Here is a 16,861-nt window from a genome sequence, read left to right as displayed (position 1 = left end):
AGTGGTCTCCGTTGGTGACCCGTGGTGACGGGCTACCGTCCGTCGGATGAGCTCGCCCCCCTCGACGCAGGCGGTGTGGTGGCTTCGCCGTGACCTCCGCCTCGACGACAACCCGGCGCTGCTCGCCGCCGCCGAGTCCGGCCGGGTGCTGGCTCTCTTCGTCCTCGACGACGCGCTGCGGCGCCCGTCCGGTCCCGTCCGCCTGGCGTTCCTCCACCGGTGCCTGCGCGACCTGGACGCCCAGCTCGGCGGCCGGCTGTGCATGCGCACCGGAGACCCGGTGGACGTCGTTCCCGCGCTCGCCCGCGAGATCGCCGCGGACGCTGTCCACCTCGCGGCCGACCACGGTCCGTACGGCTCCCGCCGTGACAAACTCGTGGAACGCGCCCTGGCCGCGGACGGCCGGCAGCTCGTGCGCACCGGCTCGCCCTACGCGGTAGCGCCCGGCCGCCTGCGCAAGGCCGACGGGACGTCCTACCGGGTGTTCACGCCCTTCTACCGGGCCTGGAAGGAACACGGCTGGCGCGGGCCGGCCATCCCGGCGGATCCGGTCTGGCTCCAGCCCGCCGACCTCGACGGCGGCAGCGAACCGATCCCGGCGGATCCGGAGCTCGGGGGCACCGAGCTACCCCCGGCCGGCGAACACGCCGCACACGAGCGCCTGCGTGCCTTCCTGACCGAATCGCTGGCCGGCTACGCGGCGCACCGCGACGAGCCGGCCGCGGCCGTCACCTCCCGCCTCTCGCCCTACCTGAAATGGGGCTGCATCCACCCGCGCACCGTCCTCGACGCGCTGCGCACGGCCACGGCCACGGCCACGGCCACGGCGAGCGAATCGGGAGACGCCGTACCCGGCTGGTCCGGGGCCAGCCGGGCTGGCGGCGCTGGCGGGGCCGGTGCGGCTGGCGGGGGCGGCGGGCTGGCCGGTTCGGCCGAGAAGTTCCGCTCCGAGCTCGCCTGGCGGGAGTTCTACGCGGACGTCCTCGCCGGCACCCCCTCGTCGGCCCGGACCGACCTCACCGACACCCTGGCCGCGTTGGCCTACGAGCCTCCCGGTGACACCTTCGAGGCGTGGAAGTGGGGCCGCACCGGTTACCCGATCGTCGACGCCGGCATGCGCCAGCTCCTCGCCGAGGGCTGGGTGCACAACCGGGTCCGGATGATCGAGGCCTCGTTCGTCTGCAAGGACCTGCACGTCCACTGGACGCACGGCGCCCGCTGGTACCTCGAGCGCCTCGTCGACGGCGACCTCGCGTCCAACAACCACGGCTGGCAGTGGACGGCCGGCACCGGAACCGACGCCGCCCCGTACTTCCGGGTCTTCAACCCCGTCTCGCAGGGGCGCAAGTTCGATCCCGCCGGGGAGTACATCCGCCGATGGGTCCCCGAACTGCGCGGCCTCCCGCCCGACGCGGTGCACGAACCGTGGAAACTCCCGGCCGGCCCGCCGAACGGCTACCCACGCCCAGTCGTCGATCACGCTGTCGAACGCCGGGAGGCCCTCGACCGCCACGCCCGAGCCCGACACCACGACTAACCGGCTTAACCGGCATGACCGGCTCGGGCACCACCGGGCCGGGCGGGTCCGCGGCGGATCGCCAGGTTCGCCCCACTATCGGGCCGACTGGTCGTGCCGCAAGTGAAGGTCGTGTCGGTTATCCGACAGCGCCCGATTCTGCGGACCGCCGGTTCCCGCCGTGGGGATTGGCCACCCTTGATGTGGGCAGGGAGACGGCGGGCTCGACTCCTCGCCCGTCCGACCGGTGGGGAGGTGACGGGCTCCGCCGGACGTGGTCGCGCCGGTGCGGGATGTGGAGGGCAGCCCGTACCGGCGCGTCACGGAGGTCGCGGCCGTGTCTGTCCGCGCTCGGAGGGGGCGCTGGGCCACACGGTCGCGGCCCGAGGCGATCCCGCCCGCAAGCCTGCGGATTCAAGAGATCGTCGGCCCCGTCCAGGGCCGGACGAGCGATCGCGCAGGTCCAGGCCGGCCCCGCGCGGCATCCGGCCCGGCGCAGCATGCAGTGCGGCGCCACGCTGCGCCGACCCACGCGCCCCCGCGACCCGCGGCACGGAGAAGACCACACCAAGCCCTAGGCGATGATCTCCACCGGTGTCCCCAGCGGGACGGTCTGGGCCAGTCGGGTGATCGCGTCGTTGCTCAGGCGGATGCAGCCGTGGCTGACGTCCCGGCCGATCGAACCGGGCTCGTTCGTCCCGTGGATGCCGATCACCGGGTCCCGGCCGCCGAACGAGTCCAGGCTGGTGGAGAAGCCGCTGAGCCCGAAGGCGTACGGCCCGTAGGGGCCGCCCGGGTTGCTGGGCTTCAGCAGTTCCATCAGGAAGAAGCGCCCGCCGGGCGTCGGGGTGTCGGTGGTGCCGATCGCCACCGACTCTTCCGCAATCATCTTGTCGTTGCTGTACAGCCGCAGCTTGTGCGCGCCGCGGGCGACGACGATCCGGTAGGGCGTCTGGCTGGCCGTCACCTGCTCGGCCTTCACCCAGCCCGAGCTCCCGTTGGGCTCGACGGGCAGCAGAACCTGCCACCAGCCCGGCATTTTCGCCTGGACGAGGAAGACCCGCGGCGCGCCGTTCTCGTTCGGGTTCGACAGGCTGGACGTCGGCTTCGCCGCGTTCGGCGCCTGGTAGACGTCGACACTCGCGCCGGTGGCGGTCACGACGGTGCTCGCGCCCTGCCCGAGGCCGGCGACGGCGGCGAGCTGGCTGCGCACCGGCTCCGGGACCTGGCCGGACGCCGCGGTCGAGTCGTCCCCGCCGCAGCCGGTGAGGATCACGCCGCCGAGCACGACGGCCAGCGCCGCCGTGCCCACCCGGGCCAGACCGCGACGTCCCGGCCGGCGCTCCTCGGCCAGACTGTCACCACCCGGTGCCGGATCGTGGCCGGGCAGCGGGCCGCGGTTGGACGTCGCGTCGTGGCGAGGAGTCGCGACGTGGGTGGTCATGCCGGCGCCGCTGGTCATCTCGTGTAGTAAGGCTCGGCCCGCACCGCCGTAGCCACGGCCGGGTCGGCGACGGGGAGCGAGACCTGGGGATCGACCGGCGGGGCCGTCCCGGCGCAGTCCGAGACGCCCACGGTCGGAACGGTCACGAGGAGGTAACCGGTCTCGGCGTCCCACGGGGAGGCGATGACCGCCATCGCGTGGGTCTGCAGCGGCAGGCTCTGGCCGGGGCCGATCTCCGAGATCCCGGCGCCGAGGCTGGTGTCGAACCAGCCGAAGCCGAGGGCCTTGTCGGAGGTGTTCCGCAGCGTCCACTCAGGGCCCGGGGCGCCGCAGGTGAAGGTCAGGACGAGCGGGTTCACGTCGAAGTCCTCGATGCCGTCGATCTCCTTGTCGAGCGGCACCTTGAAGGGCAGCAGCGACAGGAACCCGTCGAGGATGGGGTCGCCCGTCCCCGAGCTCGGGGTGGGCGAGGGCGTGCCGGTCGTCGTGGTGGTCACGTCGACGCCGGGGGTCGCGCTCGGGTCCGCGCTGGCCGTGGCGGAGGGGTCGACGCTCGGCGTGGCGCTCGGGTCGAGGCTCGCCGTGGCCTCGGCTGTCGGAGTGCCGGTGGGCGTCGGGGCGCCGCCGAGAATGTCGCCGGTCGTGTCCGGGGTCGGCGTCGCGGTCGGCGTGGCGCTCGTCGTCGGGGTCGGTTCCGGTGTGGTTGCTGAGGCCGGCGTGGCCACTGAGATCAGGGCCGCGCCGAGAACGCCGGCCGCCATGGCCCGCATTCTTGTGATCCGCATGAATCCGTCTCCCTCGACTGTGACGGGTCGCCGCGACACCCGCCGTCGGCGCCCGCCGAAGCGTCGACGGGCCGGAGGGCGGCGCGTCGACGCAGGGCGCGGATCAGCGTTTGCCGATCAGTTATGACTGCACGCAGGAAGGTACCAATGCCTGGTTCGTCACGAGGTGGGCGGGTCTGGCGTAGCGGGAACGTTGGGTGTTCGTCAGTGTTAATCGCGTATCGCCCCGGCGGTGTCGTGCCTCCGTCGCCAAATCGGGATCGCGGCCGCGCGCCCGCCGGCCCGTCACCCTGGAATGACAGTGCTGGCATTTCGGACACTGTGACGATATAGACCGGTTCGCCTGCCTTCAGGGCGCCAGGCGCTCGATGACCCATCCCGGGGCGTCGGCGGGCCTGCTCGGTGCGCCGCCCGGCCCGGCGTCCGGTGTGGTGCCGGAGGATCGACGGAGAGTGGTTAGGCGATAGCGCAGACGGTCGTGGAGGCGGTCCGGGCGCCCCTGCCAGAACTCGATCGAGGTCGGGACGAGCCGCAGTCCCCCCCAAAAGGGGGGAGTCGGCACCGGTTCGGCGGCCGGCCACCTCTGTCCCAGCCGGGCGAGCCGCTCGGTGAGTACCGCGCGCGAGTCGATCACCTGGGACTGGTGGCTCGCCCACGCCCCGAGCTGAGATCCCCGCGGCCGGGACCGGAAATAGGTCTCGCTCTCCGCCCGTGACACGCGTTCAATCGAGCCAGCGACGATCACCTGGCGTTCCAGCGGGTACCACGGGAAGAGCAACGACCCGTACGGATTCGCCGCGGCCTCGCGGGCCTTCGTCGAGGTGTAGTTCGTGAACAGCGTGAATCCGCGTGCGTCGAACCCCTTCATCAGGACAGTGCGGGAACTCGGCCGCCCGGCCTCGTCGGCGGTGGAGAAGATCATCGCGTTGGGCTCGCGGATCCCCGCCCCCGGGGCCGAGGCGTCGGTGAACCATTCCTGAAACTGTTCGAGCCATGTCGGAGCGAGCATCCGCTCGTCGAACCGGCCCGGGTGGTAGCCGCGCCGCTGCACAGCCGGGTCGGGCACGGGCGGATCGTGCACGGGCGGTTCGTGCACGGGCGGATGGGCGGCCATGCCCCGATCCTGGCAGCCCGGTGGCACCCTGCGTCGATGTGACTGGCATCACCTCGGACGGTCCTGCTCCAGGTGATCGGTCGAAACCACGGCAACCGCCCCGGCACAGGCGATGCCGGGCCGTGCGGAACGCGACTCATCACGCCCCGTCCGGTGGCGTTGCCGTGTCTGACAGGGCAGGATGCAGACGGACGATTGCGCCGTTAACACAGGACTGTCGTGGCAGGACAGAGCTGTCGTAGCAGGCAGAGCTGTCGTAGCAGGACTGTCGTGGCAGGACTGTGGGGCGCGAGAGACGACCGAACGACGGGCGAATCCGGCGTATCGGGACAGCGGCGGAACGGGACGGCACGACGACCGCTGTGTCGGCGTGCAGCTTGGCCGGCCACGCGGTTGCCGCGGTCGGCCGGTCCCGGCAGGGCCCGTCCCGTGGCCGGCCGAGACAGAAGCGGAGATCCGGACTCGATGGCCGAGAAGACAAGCGATTTCAAGCCGGGCCTGGAGGGCGTGATCGCCTTCGAGACCGAGATCGCCGAGCCGGACAAGGAAGGCAGCGCGCTGCGCTACCGCGGCGTCGACATCGAGGATCTCGTCGGCAAGGTCGACTACGGCCACGTATGGGGCCTGCTCGTCGACGGGTCGTTCGAACCCGGACTGCCGCCGGCCGAACCGTTCCCGCTGCCGGTGCACTCCGGCGACATCCGGGTGGACGTCCAGAGCGCGCTGGCCATGCTCGCCCCGTACTGGGGCTTCGGCCAGTTGATCGACATCGCCCCCGAGCAGGCCCGTGAGGACCTCGCCCGGTCATCGGTGATGGCACTCTCCTTCGTCGCGCAGGCGGCTCGCGGCCTCGGGCAGCCCGCCGTGCCGCAGAAGGAGGTCGACCGCGCCCGCACCATCACCGAGCGGTTCATGATCCGTTGGCGCGGCGAGCCGGACCCCAAGCACGTCCAGGCCGTCGACGCCTACTGGGTGTCCGCCGCCGAGCACGGCCTGAACGCCTCCACCTTCACCGCCCGCGTGGTCGCCTCCACCGGGGCGGACGTCGCCGCGGCGCTGTCCGCGGCCGTGGGCGCGCTCTCCGGGCCGCTGCACGGCGGGGCGCCGTCCCGCGTGCTGGCGATGCTGGACGAGGTCGAGCGCACCGGTGACCCGGTCGGCTACGTCCGCCGCGCCCTGGACCGCAAGGAGCGCCTCATGGGCTTCGGGCACCGGGTCTACCGCGCCGAGGACCCGCGCGCCCGTGTGCTCCGCCGCACCGCCCGCGACCTGGGCTCGACCCGGTACGAAGTGGCCGAGGCCCTCGAGGCGGCCGCGATCGAGGAGCTGACCAACCGCTACCCGGACCGCCCCCTCCGGACGAACGTCGAGTTCTGGTCGGCCGTGGTGCTGGACTTCGCCGAGGTGCCGGCTCATATGTTCACGTCCATGTTCACCTGTGCCCGCACCGCGGGCTGGAGCGCTCACATCCTGGAGCAGCAGCGCACCAGCCGGCTCATCCGCCCGTCCGCCCGCTACGTCGGCCCCGCGCCGAGGCCGCTGGGGGATGTCCATGCCTGACGCCCCGACGATCGTCCTGCCGGACTCACTGCGCCCGGTCGACGGTCGGTTCGGCTGCGGGCCCTCCAAGGTCCGCGCCGAAGCCGTGCAGGCTCTCGCCGCGAGCGGGGCCTCCCTCCTCGGCACCTCGCACCGGCAGAAGCCGGTGAAGAACCTGGTCGGACGGGTCCGCACCGGGCTGGCCGACCTGTTCTCCCTTCCCGAGGGCTACGAGGTGGTCCTCGGGATCGGCGGCGCCACCGCGTTCTGGGACGCCGCCGCCTTCAACCTGGTGCGGGAGCGCTCCCAGCACCTGGTCTTCGGCGAGTTCGGTGGCAAGTTCGCCGACACCACCAAGGGCGCCCCGTTCCTGGCCGCGCCGTCGGTGGTCAGGTCCGAGCCGGGTACCCACCCGGACTGGGCTCCCGAGCCCGGCGTCGACGTCTACGCCACGCCGCACAACGAGACGTCCACCGGCGTGGCCCGGCCGGTGCGCCGCCCCGTCGGCGCCGACGCGGGCGCGCTGCACCTGGTGGACGCCACCTCGGGCGCCGGCGGCCTGCCCGTCGACCTCACCGAGGTGGACGTCTACTACTTCGCGCCGCAGAAGTGCTTCGCCTCCGACGGTGGGCTCTGGGCGGCCCTGATGTCGCCGGCGGCGATCGCCCGGCTCGGCGAGATCGCGGCGACGGACCGCTGGATCCCGCCCTTCCTGGACCTGACGACCGCACTGGACAACAGCACGAAGGACCAGACCTACAACACCCCGGCCGTGTCCACGCTGTTCCTGTTCGCCGAGCAGCTCGACTGGATGCTGGGCAACGGCGGCCTGGACTGGTGTGTGCGCCGCACCGGAGAGTCCTCCTCGATCCTGTACAACTGGGCCGAGAAGACGCCGTACACGACGCCGTTCGTCACCGACCCGGCGCACCGCTCGCAGGTCGTCGTCACGATCGACTTCGAGGGCGTCGACGCCGCCGCGGTGGCCAAGGTGCTGCGCGCCAACGGCGTGGTCGACGTCGAGCCCTACCGCAAGCTCGGACGCAACCAGCTCCGGGTGGCCTGCTTCCCCGCGGTCGAGCCGTCGGACGTCGAGACCCTGACCAGCGCCATCGACCACGTGGTCGAGCGCCTGTAGCCGGGACGGGGCCGCCTCCCGGGGCCGATGCGTTCGGCCGTGAGGTTGGCACCTGAGTGCTGATATCGGGCCGAGGAGACAACGTGTCTCCTCGGCCCGATCGCTTGGCAGAGCCGGCTCCGGGACTCCGGCCGGGTAATCACTGGCTCCAGGTATGACGGATCGAGTCGGGCATTTCAGCCAGCCTGCTCGCCCTTTGGTTTCGTTCTCGCCCTTTCGGAATGGAATCCGCCGACATCGACCCCCGAAACGGCGAGGGAGATACCAAAGGGCGAGAATGGGGACGGGCCCGAACGCCACGGACCCGGGAGCGGGGCACCCGGGTCCGTGGAACGTGTGCGGGCCGGTGGAGAGCTAGTCCTGCGCGACGGCCCTGCCAACGGCCGTCGCGCCCTGGCCCTTGAAAACCCTGACTGACTGAAAAAGTCAGCGCAGCGGGCGGCTGGGGGCGGCCTGCGCGGCCTGAGCGGCGATCGGGTCGGTCTCGGCGTCCGTGGCCGCGGAGCGGACGTGCATCGGGACGTAGGGGCGCTCGTCGTAGCCGATGTAGAGCTGGCGCGGACGGGCGATCTTCTGCTCGGGGTCGAGCAGGCCCTCCTCCCACTGGGCCAGCCAGCCCGGCATCCGGCCGATCGCGAACAGCACCGGGAACATCTCCACCGGGAAGCCCATGGCCTGGTAGATGATGCCGGTGTAGAAGTCCACGTTCGGGTAGAGCTTGCGCGAGATGAAGTACTCGTCCTCGAGGGCGATCCGCTCGAGCTCCATCGCGAGGTCGAGCAGCGGGTTCGTCCCGGTGACCTTGAAGACCTCGTCGGCGACCTGGCGGATCACCCGGGCCCGCGGGTCGTAGTTCTTGTAGATCCGGTGGCCGAAGCCCATGAGCTTCTTCTTGCCGTCCTTCACCTGGGCGATGAAGGCGGGGATGTTCTCGACCGAGCCGATGTCGGCGAGCATCCGCAGGACCTGCTCGTTGGCACCGCCGTGCAGCGGGCCGTAGAGCGCGGCGATCGCCGCGGCCGCGGCGGAGAACGGGTCGGCCTGGGAGCTGCCGACGGCCCGCATCGCGTTGGCGGAGCAGTTCTGCTCGTGGTCGGCGTGCAGGATGAACAGCACGTCGAGGGCGTGCTCGAGGTTCGGGTCCGGCTCGTACTTGAGCTCGGTGGCCTTCCACATCATGTTGAGGAAGTTGCCGGCGTACGAAAGATCATTATCCGGGTAGACGTACGGGAAACCGACCGAGTGCCGGTAGGAGAACGCCGCCAGGGTGGTGATCTTCGCGATGAGCCGGACGATCTGCAGCCGGCGCAGGCCGGGGTCGTCGATCGTCTTGGCGTCCGGGTAGAAGGTCGACAGCGCGCCGACGGTCGACACGAGCATGCCCATCGGGTGGGCGTCGTGGTGGAAGCCGTCGATGAACTTCTTGATCGACTCATGCACCAGGGTGTGGTGCGTGATCTCGTCTTCCCAGGTGGAGAGCTCGTCCGAGGTGGGGAGCTCGCCGGCCAGCAGCAGGTAGGCGACCTCGAGGAAGCTGCTCTTCTCAGCCAGCTCCTGGATCGGGTAACCGCGGTAGCGCAGGATGCCGGCGTCACCGTCGATGTAGGTGATCGCGCTGCGGCAGCTGGCCGTGTTGGTGAAGGCGGGGTCGTACGCCATGAGACCGAAGTCGTCGTCATCGACCTTGATGGCACGGAACGCACTGGCGCGGATCGTGCCGTCAGCCACCGGTACCTCGTACGTCCGACCGGTGCGGTTGTCGGTGACAGTCAGGCTACTGACCTGCTCGGTCACGCCGGGCTCCTCTCGCCATGGCACTGCCGGGTGACGGCGTCGGCCACCTTCGGGCGCGCGCCCGGTTCGGAGCGCTCTCGCCGGTTCACTGGTTCGGTTGTCCCCAAGTCTCGCGGTTCGGGCCATCACATGCGCGTGATCGGTGGCCTCCGTCCCACGTGTGCTGTGCCACCCTCTATGCCTCCTACCTGCGGGTGGCATCATCGTTGCCCCTCCTGGTAAGGGACAGCCTGATTTGGGCACGTTCGGACGCGCCGGTCGCGGCTGTCAGAGGTGTCCCGAGGAGACCAGGCCCGGCCAACACCAACGGCGGCCGCCAATTTAGCGAGATTGGTCACACATCATCGGTCGGGGGTGCCGGCCGGGGGTGCCAGCCGTGACCGACCGGTCCCGGGATCAACCGCGATCTCAGCACCCACAGTCGCAGACCTCACACGCATCGCAGCAGTCTCCGCAGCGTTCGCACCAGCTCTCCTGCCGCCGTGCTCGCCGGCGCGCCCGGCGCCGGGCGCGCCGGCGGCGCCACCAGCCGCCACCCTCCGCCGGCGCGGTACCGGCGAACGTGCGGGTCACCGAATGCGTGAGCTCGTCCACCAGGAGCACACGCAGCAGCGCCGCGTCCGCGGACGGGACCAGCGTGAGCTCGTCGACCGCCAGGCGCAGCCCGGTCAGCGCGTCCAGGCACAGCGACCGCGCCGCGGCGTCGGTGGTGCCGCTGGCGGTCAGCGGGTTCCAGTGCCCGGCCCTCTCGTCGGCGGCGCGGTCGGTCACGGCGTCCAGGAGGTGGGTGAGCCGGCCGAAGAGCCGGCCGGCCTCCGCCAGTGTCCCGGCGTTCTCCGGACGTTCCGCGAGCTCGGCGCAGTGGCGGAACGCCGCCGCCGCGGCGGCCTCGGTCGGGGCGGTGAGCGCGAGCAGCATCCCTGCACGGCCAGCGGTCCCGGCGGTCGCGGTCTCCAGCGCGAACTGGCGGTGCACCGACTCGACGAGCTCCGTGGTGTCGAAGCCGACGCGGCGCCCGGCGCGGTCGGCGGCGCGGTCGGCCGCGCCCGCGGCGCGAGCGGCGCCGGCGCGCAACAGCCGGGTGCCGGCCAGGCCGTCGCCGTCCCGGGCGTGGTCGTGGATGCGTGCCGCCGCCGCGGCCAGTGACGCCGAGGCCGCCAGGGTGATTCCCGGATCCTCGGCGGTGACGACCCGCGCCGTCCGCATGGCCCGCAGCGGGCACGGGCCGGCTGTCCGGCGCGCGGCGGCAGCCGGGCGCTGAGCGGCCACCAGCAGCGAGAGGACGACGCCGTCGCCGGTTGTCGCGAGCCGGGCCGGCTGGCCGGCGGTGTCCCGCAGCGCCAGGCACAGCCCGCAGAGATGCGCCGACCAGAGCTCGTGCGCCGCGGCACCGAGACGACCCCGGCATGGCCGGATCAATCCGAACACGCTGGGACCTTACGGCGGCGGACTCTACGGCGCTGGCGGGCCCTCCGGCGAGCGCGGGACGACGCCGCCCGACGACCGCAACCAGGCGAGTACGGCGAGCACCCGGCGGTTGTCGTCGCCGGAGACCGGCATCTCGAGCTTGGTGAACACGCTCGCGACGTGGTTCTCCACCGTCTTCGCGGCCAGGTGCAGGCGTACCGCGATCCCGGCGTTGGAGCGGCCCTCCGCCATCTCCCGCAGGACGGCGCGCTCCCGCCTGGTGAGTCGGTCGAGGGCCTCGGCCTTGCGGCGGTGGGTGAGCAGGCCGGCGACGATCTCCTCGTCCACGACGAGACGGCCGTCCGCGATCCGGCGCAGGCCGTCGAGGAGGTTGCCGACATCCTCGACGCGGTCCTTGAGGAGGTAGCCGGTGCCGCCGCGTCCGTCGCCCAGCAGGCGGACCGCGTAGCGGATGTCCGCGTAGGTGGAGAGCACCAGGACGCCGACCCCGGGGTGCAGGCCACGGATCCGCTCGGCGGTGACGAGCCCCTCGTTGGTGAAGGTCGGCGGCATGCGCATGTCGAGAATGACGACGTCGGGAGGTTCGTCGGCGATGTGTGCGAGGATCTTGTCCGGTTCGGCGGCCTGCGCGATGACCTGCACGCCTGCCGCGTTGAGCAGCATCGCGAGGCCTTCCCGGAACAGCGCTGAATCGTCCGCTATCGCTACCCGCATGTCACCGCCCACCTCGTGCGTCGCTGCTCCACGGGATGCTCGCCGTCAGCCGGGTGCCGCAGCGCTGCGGGCTCGACAGCGTGAACTCGCCGCCGAGTGCGCGGACCCGGTCGCCGAGGCCGGCGATTCCGCCGCCGTCGCTGATGGCCGCACCGCCCTTCCCGTCGTCGGTCACCTGGATGAGGAACTGGCCGCCGAGCATTTTGACCGTTACCCGTACATGGCTGGCATCCGCGTGTTTGACGGTATTCGCCAGAGCCTCGCTCACGGTGTAGTACGCCGTGGTCTCCAGCGTGGTATCGAATCGATCGTCAGGCACATCAAGGTCGACATCCACAGGAAGCGCCTCGGTGACGTTCTCGAGTGCCGCTTTCAGTCCGCTCTCGCTCAGCGCGGGCGGATGGATGCCGCGGGCGAGTCCGCGCAGCTCGGCGAGCGCCGCGCGCAGGTCCTCCCGGGCTCCATCGAGGGCGGCGACGGTGGCCTGGTCGGTGGACTGCTCCCGGGCGAGCCCGAGCCGGGCCGAGAGCGCCAGCAGCCGCTGCTGCGCGCCGTCGTGCAGGTCGCGCTCGATCCGCCGGCGCTCGGCGAGCCCAGCCTCGACGAGTCGGGTCCGGGTCGCGCGGACGGCGTCGAGCTGGGTGGTCACCGTGGCGTGCAGCCGCGCGTTCTCCAGCGCGATGGCGCTGGCGTTCAGCGCGACCGCGACCAGGTCGCGGTCGCGTTCCAGCGACGAGTGCGCGGAGAGCACGGCCAGCGGCGCGCCGGCCGTGGTGTGGACGGGCAGCGCGAGCTGGGTGCCTCCCGCCGCGGGCGGGACGGCCGGCAGGCCGTCGGCGTTCACGTGGAAGCCGCGTTCGGGCATCCACAGGTAGAGCTCCGCGCCGTCGTCGCCGACCGCCGCCCGCAGCACCTCGCGGACGGCCGCCGGCGTCGGCGGCGTGCTCAGCCCGCTCAGCAGCTGGGCGATGCGGGCCCGGGCGAGATGGCGGCGCACAGCGGCCACGGCGAAGGCCACCGGGATGGCGAACAACGCCAGCGCTATCGGGATGAAGACCGGATCGACCTCGGCGCCCTGCGGGTAGTGGACGAACAGGTTCACCACCGCGGCGATGGTGAAGGCGGTGAGCACGCAGAGGGAGACCGGCCCGAGGGTGCGCCGCTCCAGCGCGGAGGCCCGCCGGTAGCGCCGGGCGATGGCCAGGCCGAAGGCGACGACGACCACGAGGCTCAGTGCGTCGAGGGTGTGCACGACGATGCCGAACACGCCCGCGTCGATCGCGGAGCCGTACCACCACACGCCGGGGGCGTAGCCGAAGGACTCCGGGCGGGACAGTGCGATCAGCACGAGGTTGCCCACCGGGATCACCGCGACGGCGGTGCCGAGCAGCACTCGTTCACTGGTGTCGTGCAGACGCCCTGACGGGTATCGAAGCACGCCCCAGCCGAGGCAGACCCAGAAGTGGTTGTAGGCGAACGAGGAGAGCGCAGCGGACGGGCCGGCCTCCCAGGTCGCCACCCAGGACGCCGTCCAGAGCACCCCGCCGAGGATGAACGCGCTGCTCACGCTGCCGAGGGCGTCCTCGTCCAGGAGCAGGAGCCCGGTGAGGACGAAGGTGAGGGAGACGAGGACGTTCAGCGCGGCGGCGAACGGCGTCGTGGACCACGCCGGCCACTGGGCCGCGACGGTGATCGCGACCGTCGTGACGCCCGCGGTGGTCAGGACGGCGGAACGGTGCCTGGCGGCGATTCGGGTCAGGGGTCGCGGCAGGAACGGATGCGGCACCTCAGGCCACCACCGATCGCGACGATCTCACTCGACAAGGGTTACACACCAGGCCCTTCGGCCTGAGGGTTACCCCCCAGGCATCGAGGTGGGAACTACCCCGCAACCTTGGAGGTCTCCCCGAAGCGGGGCTGTGTCGTGTCGGTGAATAGTGGAGCCGACTCGCCGCGTGGCCGTGAGCGGGTGTCCCGGACCGTCGGGGGCCGGACGCTACCGGGGGGTGGCCGGCTCTCGACGCTCCGCGCGTGTGCCCCGCCTGTTGTCCGGTCGGTTCGTTCGTTCATCCGTCCCGGCGGGGCGGGGCGGGGCGATCTGCCGCGGAGAGGGCGCCGATTTCCCGGTCGCGGGCCCCCTCGGCCGCGAGGTGAAATGGACGTCCTAATCGCTCTTGAAGTTTAGCGATGCTAACGAGTACTTTCGAGAAATGGAGAGCGTGAGCGCGGCGGAGCTCGCGTCCACCCTGCGCCTGTCGGTCATGCGGCTCTCCCGGCGAATGCGTCAGGAACGCTCCAGCACGCTGACCCCGACCCAGGTCGCCACGCTCGCCACGCTCGCCCGGCATGGGCCGATGACGCTCGGTGAGGCGGCGGCGCACGAGCGGGTGCAACCACCGTCCATGACCCGGGTGATCGCGACCCTGTCCGAGGCCGGTCTCGTCCATCGTGGTCAGCATCCCTCCGACGGCCGGCAGGTGATCGCCGAGGTCACCGAGGCCGGCCGGGAGCTGCTCGCCGCGGACCGCCGCCGCCGTGACGAGTGGCTGGCCGAGCGCCTGGTGGATCTCTCCCCGGCCGAGTCCGACGCGCTGCGGATCGCCGCCCCGATCCTGGACCGCCTGGCCGGCCTGTAGCCGTGGGGATGTTCCGGTAACCATGGGGACGCCGCAGTAGCCATGGGAATGGTCCGGTAGCCGTGGGGATGTTCCGGTCGCTGTCGGTCCGCAACTTCCGCCTCTTCGCATCCGGCCAGCTGGTCTCGCTGATCGGGACGTGGATGGGCATGACCACGCTCGACTGGCTGGTGCTGGCCCTCGGCGGCGGCGGGACGGAGCTGGGGATCACCCTGGCGCTCCAGTACGGCCCGATGCTGCTGTTCGGGCTCTACGCCGGCGTCGTCGCCGACCGGTTCCCCAAGCTGCGGCTGCTGCTGATCACCCAGAGCTCGGCGGCGGTGCTGTCCGTCGCCGCATGCGCGCTGATCGCTTCCGGGGCGCTGCGCATGCCGATGCTCTTCGTCCTCTCGGGCCTGCTCGGCGTGGTGACCTCCTTCGACGCTCCCATCCGGCAGGCGTTCATCGTCGAGATGGTCGGCGCCCCGCTGCTGCCGAACGCCGTCGCGCTGAACAGCATGATCTTCAACGCGGGACGGATCGCCGGACCGGCCGCGGCCGGCGGGCTCATCGGCATCGCGGGCACCATGCCCGGCGCGGCCTGGGTGTTCGGCCTCAACGCGCTGTCGTTCGCCGCGGTGCTGACCGGCCTGGCGCGCATCCGTACCGGGGATCTCCTGCCGGCCCGACCCGTCCAGCGGGCCCGGGGGGCAGCTGCGTGCGGGGCTGAGCTACGCCGTCCGGCACCGCGAGATCGCCACGCCCATCCTGCTGGTGGGCATCGTCGGCGCCCTGGGGCTGAACTTCCCCGTCACGGTCGCGCTGATGGCCAGCGAGCAGTTCGGCGGGGCGGCGGCCACCTACGGCCTCCTCACGGCGATGCTGGCGGTCGGCTCCATCGCGGGCGCGGCCGTGTCGGCGCGGCGCCTGGACGTCCCCCGCCACACCACGCTCATCGCCGCGACGGCGGCCTTCGGGGTCTCGGAGACGCTGTTCGGGCTGATGCCGAACCTGTGGCTGTTCGCGCTGCTGGCCATCCCGACCGGCGCCTGTGTGCTGCTGGTCAGCACCATGGCGAACGCGCTGGTGCAGCTGAGCACCGACGATGCCATGCGGGGCCGGGTGATGGGCGTGTTCCTGCTGGTCTTCATCGGCACGACGCCGATCGGCGCCCCGATCGTCGGGGCGGTCTGTGAGGCGTTCGGGCCGCGGGCCGGCCTCGCTCTCGGCGGGGTGAGCTCGCTGCTCGCCGCCGCGATCGTCGCGCTGTTCGACCTGCGCCGCCCGCCCGCCGCGGCACGGGCAGCCGGCCCCGGCCCCGCGGGGCCGGGGCTCGCCGTGGGCGGGCTCAAAGCTCGACCCAGCCACCCCGCTTGTGAGACGCCGCGGCCGCCACCTGCAGGCGCGTCGCGGTGAGCAGGTCGTGGAAGGTCGCGCCGCGCACCAGGGCCGGGTCGTCCAGCTCGGTGGCCCGCACGACGTCGTAAGTGGCCTCGACCAGGCCGGGCCGCTCGGCGGGCACCGTCGGCATCCACAGGTCACGGACGCCCGTCCCGTCCTGCCGGCGGACCCGCCGCCCCTGGACGACCATGCGGCCCGCCTCGCCGCAGACGGTCACCGTGGCGGTGGCGATCTCCCCGCCCATCCGCTCGTTGATCAGGATGGTCGTCCCGTTGGCGGCGAGCAGGGCCAGGGTGACCGGCGCGTCGGGGGTGAGCGTGGTCGCCGGCATGCTGCCGGGATCGGCGCACACGGCGAGGATCTCGCCGCACCAGCGCAGCGTCAGGTCGATGATCTCGGCCCGGCCGATCGGCCCGGACGGCGCGCCGACCACGGTGATCTGGCTCAGCCGGCCCAGCGAGTGCACCGACGCCTGGACGTGCCACGCCGCGGGCCACGCCCGGCCGTCCAGGGCGACGACGTGGGCGAGATCGGCGTCCTCGGCGATGTCGGCCACCGCGCGCAGCGCCTCGGCCTCGGCCGTGGCCGGCTTCGCGAGCAGGACGTGCAGGCCGGCCTCGGCCGCCCGGCGGGCCACGATGTCGGACGCCGGCGGCGACATCTCGATGCAGACCGCCTCGATGTCGTCCGACAGCAGGGCGATCAGGTCGCTGTAGGCGCGCGGGGCCTTCGCCTCGGCGGCCCAGGCCAGCGACTCCAGCGGCTCCGGCGCCAGCAGCCCCACGACATCGACCCCGGCGTCACGCAGGACGTCTGCCGTCGAGCGTTCGGAACCGTCGGTGACCAGGGCCATCGCGACCGGGAGGTCGGGCTGCCTGCGCCGGGCGGCACGGCGGTCCGAGCGCCAGGCTCTGGACAGGCCGGGATCGCGGGGCGCCACCAGTTCGGGGACCGTCGTCACAGCTCCGATAGTGCCCCCGATTGCCGTCCGCCGGTGGGCGGTCGGGCCGATCCCGTCGCCAGACCACCCACTCGAACCAGCCCGCTGTGACCAGGACGCGCCACGCCGCTCGGGTGTGCCCGTCGTGACGGGTGTGTCAACCAAGGTTGACGCGACAGGGATGTCAACGTAAGTTGACGTCCATGAGTGCAACAGCCACGACGCTCGCCGGCGCGGCGTCCGACGACGACCCCCGGGTGGGGCTCGCCGCCGTCGCGTCGCTGCGGGCGTTGCTCGAATCCCTGGAGGAGCTCCAGGTCGCCAACGCGCGGAGCAGAGCCTGGTCCTGGCAGGAGATCGCGGACGTGCTCGGTGTGAGCCGGCAGGCCGCCCACAAGAAGTACGGCCGTCGCTTCGGGAAGGGGAGGTAGAC

At 72.1% G+C, this 16,861-nt stretch carries 14 protein-coding genes and 1 pseudogene; 7 read left to right on the top strand and 8 right to left on the bottom strand.

The features are described 5' to 3' along the window. Positions 1–73 precede the first annotated feature (73 nt). Positions 74–1,537 carry a deoxyribodipyrimidine photo-lyase gene (locus tag FMEAI12_RS23460; protein ID WP_112107857.1) on the top strand — a complete coding sequence of 488 codons (1,464 nt, stop codon included), beginning with the start codon at positions 74–76 and terminating at the stop codon, positions 1,535–1,537. A gap of 553 nt (positions 1,538–2,090) precedes the next feature. Here the strand turns inward: FMEAI12_RS23460 and FMEAI12_RS23455 are convergent. The 3 genes from FMEAI12_RS23455 to pdxH all read right to left on the bottom strand — a co-directional run bounded on the left by FMEAI12_RS23455 (position 2,091) and on the right by pdxH (position 4,859). Further along, a complete protein-coding gene (locus FMEAI12_RS23455; RefSeq protein WP_198541367.1) occupies positions 2,091–2,978 on the bottom strand; it encodes a L,D-transpeptidase in 888 nt (295 codons plus the stop codon). Beyond that, the gene (locus tag FMEAI12_RS23450; protein ID WP_071064942.1) at positions 2,975–3,745 is read right to left on the bottom strand and encodes a hypothetical protein; all 771 of its coding nucleotides are present in this window, start codon (positions 3,743–3,745) and stop codon (positions 2,975–2,977) included. The genes FMEAI12_RS23455 and FMEAI12_RS23450 overlap by 4 nt, the downstream gene beginning before the upstream one ends. A gap of 349 nt (positions 3,746–4,094) precedes the next feature. After that, positions 4,095–4,859 (bottom strand): pyridoxamine 5'-phosphate oxidase, encoded by a 765-nt coding sequence (gene pdxH / locus FMEAI12_RS23445; RefSeq protein ID WP_112107856.1) that lies wholly within the window; start codon positions 4,857–4,859, stop codon positions 4,095–4,097. A gap of 465 nt (positions 4,860–5,324) precedes the next feature. Here pdxH and FMEAI12_RS23440 point away from each other — a divergent pair, with 465 nt between their 5' ends. Together FMEAI12_RS23440 and serC are read left to right on the top strand one after the other, a co-directional pair. After that, positions 5,325–6,419, top strand: a complete 1,095-nt coding sequence (locus FMEAI12_RS23440; RefSeq protein ID WP_020464606.1) for a citrate synthase 2 — start codon at positions 5,325–5,327, stop codon at positions 6,417–6,419. Further along, positions 6,412–7,536 carry a phosphoserine transaminase gene (serC, locus tag FMEAI12_RS23435; RefSeq protein WP_112107855.1) on the top strand — a complete coding sequence of 375 codons (1,125 nt, stop codon included), beginning with the start codon at positions 6,412–6,414 and terminating at the stop codon, positions 7,534–7,536. Before FMEAI12_RS23440 ends, serC begins: the two co-directional genes overlap by 8 nt. A 426-nt stretch (positions 7,537–7,962) precedes the next feature. Here serC and FMEAI12_RS23430 read toward each other — a convergent pair whose 3' ends face one another. The 4 genes from FMEAI12_RS23430 to FMEAI12_RS23415 form a co-directional block, all read right to left on the bottom strand. Then, complete coding sequence (locus tag FMEAI12_RS23430; protein ID WP_020464604.1) at positions 7,963–9,330, bottom strand: citrate synthase; 1,368 nt, start codon at positions 9,328–9,330, stop codon at positions 7,963–7,965. 408 nt (positions 9,331–9,738) lie between these two features. Next, entirely contained in the window at positions 9,739–10,758 is a 1,020-nt protein-coding gene (locus tag FMEAI12_RS23425) for a DUF5685 family protein (protein WP_112107854.1), read from the bottom strand. 24 nt (positions 10,759–10,782) lie between these two features. Beyond that, complete coding sequence (locus FMEAI12_RS23420; protein WP_112107860.1) at positions 10,783–11,472, bottom strand: response regulator transcription factor; 690 nt, start codon at positions 11,470–11,472, stop codon at positions 10,783–10,785. Between the two features lies 1 nt (position 11,473). Further along, positions 11,474–13,258 carry a sensor histidine kinase gene (locus FMEAI12_RS23415; RefSeq protein WP_112107853.1) on the bottom strand — a complete coding sequence of 595 codons (1,785 nt, stop codon included), beginning with the start codon at positions 13,256–13,258 and terminating at the stop codon, positions 11,474–11,476. A 424-nt stretch (positions 13,259–13,682) separates the two neighbouring features. On the opposite strand from FMEAI12_RS23415, the gene FMEAI12_RS23410 reads away from it, so the two are divergent. From FMEAI12_RS23410 to FMEAI12_RS39325, 3 genes and pseudogenes are all read left to right on the top strand, one after another. Then, on the top strand, positions 13,683–14,108 hold the full coding sequence (locus FMEAI12_RS23410; RefSeq protein WP_112107852.1) for a MarR family transcriptional regulator: 426 nt from the start codon (positions 13,683–13,685) through the stop codon (positions 14,106–14,108). Positions 14,109–14,176: 68 nt separating this feature from the next. Then, positions 14,177–14,695: pseudogene (locus FMEAI12_RS40135) on the top strand (MFS transporter); the annotation flags it as partial. A gap of 64 nt (positions 14,696–14,759) precedes the next feature. Then, a complete protein-coding gene (locus FMEAI12_RS39325) occupies positions 14,760–15,503 on the top strand; it encodes an MFS transporter (RefSeq protein ID WP_112107851.1) in 744 nt (247 codons plus the stop codon). On the opposite strand, the gene FMEAI12_RS23395 is transcribed toward FMEAI12_RS39325, so the two are convergent. Further along, complete coding sequence (locus FMEAI12_RS23395; RefSeq protein WP_112107850.1) at positions 15,436–16,449, bottom strand: Gfo/Idh/MocA family oxidoreductase; 1,014 nt, start codon at positions 16,447–16,449, stop codon at positions 15,436–15,438. The two genes, FMEAI12_RS39325 and FMEAI12_RS23395, sit on opposite strands and share 68 nt — an antisense overlap. Positions 16,450–16,631: 182 nt before the next feature. Between FMEAI12_RS23395 and FMEAI12_RS23390 the strand changes: the two genes are divergently transcribed. Next, entirely contained in the window at positions 16,632–16,859 is a 228-nt protein-coding gene (locus FMEAI12_RS23390; protein ID WP_071064933.1) for a hypothetical protein, read from the top strand. Positions 16,860–16,861 lie beyond the last annotated feature (2 nt).

It is taken from the genome of Parafrankia sp. Ea1.12, from assembly GCF_900465275.1.
GTDB lineage: Bacteria > Actinomycetota > Actinomycetes > Frankiales > Frankiaceae > Parafrankia > Parafrankia soli.
Note: the sequence above shows the minus strand (reverse complement) of the source record. Positions and strands in the feature narration are given on the sequence as shown.

What these genes read in the sequence shown, in the direction of transcription:
- FMEAI12_RS23440 (WP_020464606.1), top strand. Translation starts at nt 5,325, where the DNA reads ATGGCCGAGAAGACAAGCGATTTCAAGCCGGGCCTGGAGGGCGTGATC.
- FMEAI12_RS23390 (WP_071064933.1), top strand. Translation starts at nt 16,632, where the DNA reads ATGAGTGCAACAGCCACGACGCTCGCCGGCGCGGCGTCCGACGACGAC.
- FMEAI12_RS23420 (WP_112107860.1), bottom strand. Translation starts at nt 11,472, where the DNA reads ATGCGGGTAGCGATAGCGGACGATTCAGCGCTGTTCCGGGAAGGCCTC.
- FMEAI12_RS23450 (WP_071064942.1), bottom strand. Translation starts at nt 3,745, where the DNA reads ATGCGGATCACAAGAATGCGGGCCATGGCGGCCGGCGTTCTCGGCGCG.
- serC (WP_112107855.1), top strand. Translation starts at nt 6,412, where the DNA reads ATGCCTGACGCCCCGACGATCGTCCTGCCGGACTCACTGCGCCCGGTC.
- FMEAI12_RS23410 (WP_112107852.1), top strand. Translation starts at nt 13,683, where the DNA reads ATGGAGAGCGTGAGCGCGGCGGAGCTCGCGTCCACCCTGCGCCTGTCG.
- pdxH (WP_112107856.1), bottom strand. Translation starts at nt 4,859, where the DNA reads ATGGCCGCCCATCCGCCCGTGCACGAACCGCCCGTGCACGATCCGCCC.
- FMEAI12_RS23455 (WP_198541367.1), bottom strand. Translation starts at nt 2,978, where the DNA reads ATGACCAGCGGCGCCGGCATGACCACCCACGTCGCGACTCCTCGCCAC.